The 694-nt window shown below is 73.9% G+C and carries 2 protein-coding genes; both read left to right on the forward strand.

Features of this window, described 5'->3' with window-relative positions; all coding sequences use genetic code 11:
- The coding region (locus G6R25_RS24375; protein WP_205447452.1) for a hypothetical protein at positions 1-207 on the forward strand (207 nt) is incomplete at its 5' end.
- Positions 204-557 (forward strand): hypothetical protein, encoded by a 354-nt coding sequence (locus tag G6R25_RS24380; protein WP_136447851.1) that lies wholly within the window; start codon positions 204-206, stop codon positions 555-557. The genes G6R25_RS24375 and G6R25_RS24380, both read left to right, overlap by 4 nt.
- Positions 558-694: the final 137 nt, after the last annotated feature.

Genomic DNA, 694 nt, shown 5'->3' on the forward strand with positions numbered 1-694 from the left:
GCGGCGCTGCTGACCCGCACGGTGCCCCGGGCGACGTCGACGGGGGTGGTGCGCGACGTCATCACCTCCGGTGGGTATCGCGTCCTGGGCGCGACGATCCCGCGGCGGGAGTCGTACGCCCAGGCGTACGGGGCGCCGGTGAGTGTCGGGGCGGGCCCGTACGCCACGGTGGCCGGTGAGTTGCTGGACCTGGCCGCGGGCGGATGACCCCTCCTCGGTCGCGGCGGGAGGACCTGGCCGCGCGGGCGGCCGCGGTCACCACGCACGCCAACCCCGACCCGCCGGCGGACGAGTCGGACGGCGAGCCTGCGCCGGCGACACCGCGGCGGGCCCGCGGCGGCGCCCCGCCTCCCCGGACCCGGCCGGTGCGCATCACGGTGGACCTGGCGCCCGTCGACCATCGGGCGCTGAAGCGGTGGGCCGACGACGCGGCGGATGAGGTGGGTACCGCCGGCGTGGCCCTGGCCGACGTCGTGCGCGTCCTGCTCGACCGGCTCCACGCTGACCCGGCGCTGCGCCAGGCCGTCATCGAAGGACTCCGCGAACGGCGATCATGAACCACTGCGGTACTGCATGCAGTAATCGGTAACGCAAATAGCAAGTCCACTTGCCATGATCGATGATGGCAACCAGACTTGCCGTCATGACGACGGAGAGCACGCCCACCACGTGGGCCACGGACACCGCCGGCGAC

Origin of the sequence: Candidatus Frankia alpina (assembly GCF_902806485.1) — a bacterium.
Classification (GTDB): Bacteria; Actinomycetota; Actinomycetes; order Frankiales; family Frankiaceae; genus Frankia; species Frankia alpina.

Excerpts from the sequence above, each read along its gene's own strand:
- G6R25_RS24380 (WP_136447851.1), top strand. The coding sequence starts at position 204 with ATGACCCCTCCTCGGTCGCGGCGGGAGGACCTGGCCGCGCGGGCGGCC.